This window comes from Myroides sp. N17-2, assembly GCF_002286775.1.
In the GTDB taxonomy this organism is placed as follows: domain Bacteria; phylum Bacteroidota; class Bacteroidia; order Flavobacteriales; family Flavobacteriaceae; genus Flavobacterium.
Genome location: NZ_NSGJ01000123.1, coordinates 1 through 423 on the forward strand (window position 1 = coordinate 1; position 423 = coordinate 423).

At 31.7% G+C, this 423-nt stretch carries 1 protein-coding gene; it reads right to left on the bottom strand.

Annotated features, from left to right (window positions below):
• Positions 1-155, bottom strand: a 155-nt coding sequence (locus CF599_RS19360) for an Arm DNA-binding domain-containing protein (RefSeq protein WP_254050374.1), incomplete at its 3' end; no start/stop codon positions are given.
• Positions 156-423 lie beyond the last annotated feature (268 nt).

Consider the following 423-nt stretch of genomic DNA (forward strand, 5'->3'; position numbering starts at 1 on the left):
CAATTTGTTGCGGAAATATCCAGCTTTGTACTGAATGCAGACTGTTTGCCGTTTACGGTAATCCTGCACATAACCGTAACTTTTCCGTTTTTCTTTGGGGCGTTCTTTTTAAGGTAGAACAATACCTTAAATGTTGATTTTTTTGTCGTTTCCATACTCACAATTCTTAATGATAAAATTAAACCTATGTGAGCTACGGAACAATATGAAAAACTGTGCAGAAAGCTGAAATACAGTATTTTAAAACGATTGTTTCTAATATTTAAAAGTAACGTTTTAGTAACCTTACTTTTGCCAAACCTCGCTTTTTACTGCTTTTTACCTCATTACCAAAAAATCATAAAACGGCTGTAAAGTCTTTATTTACAGCCGTTTTGCCTGTTATTAATCTTTGATGTATTTTTACTGAAACTTTATTTTAAA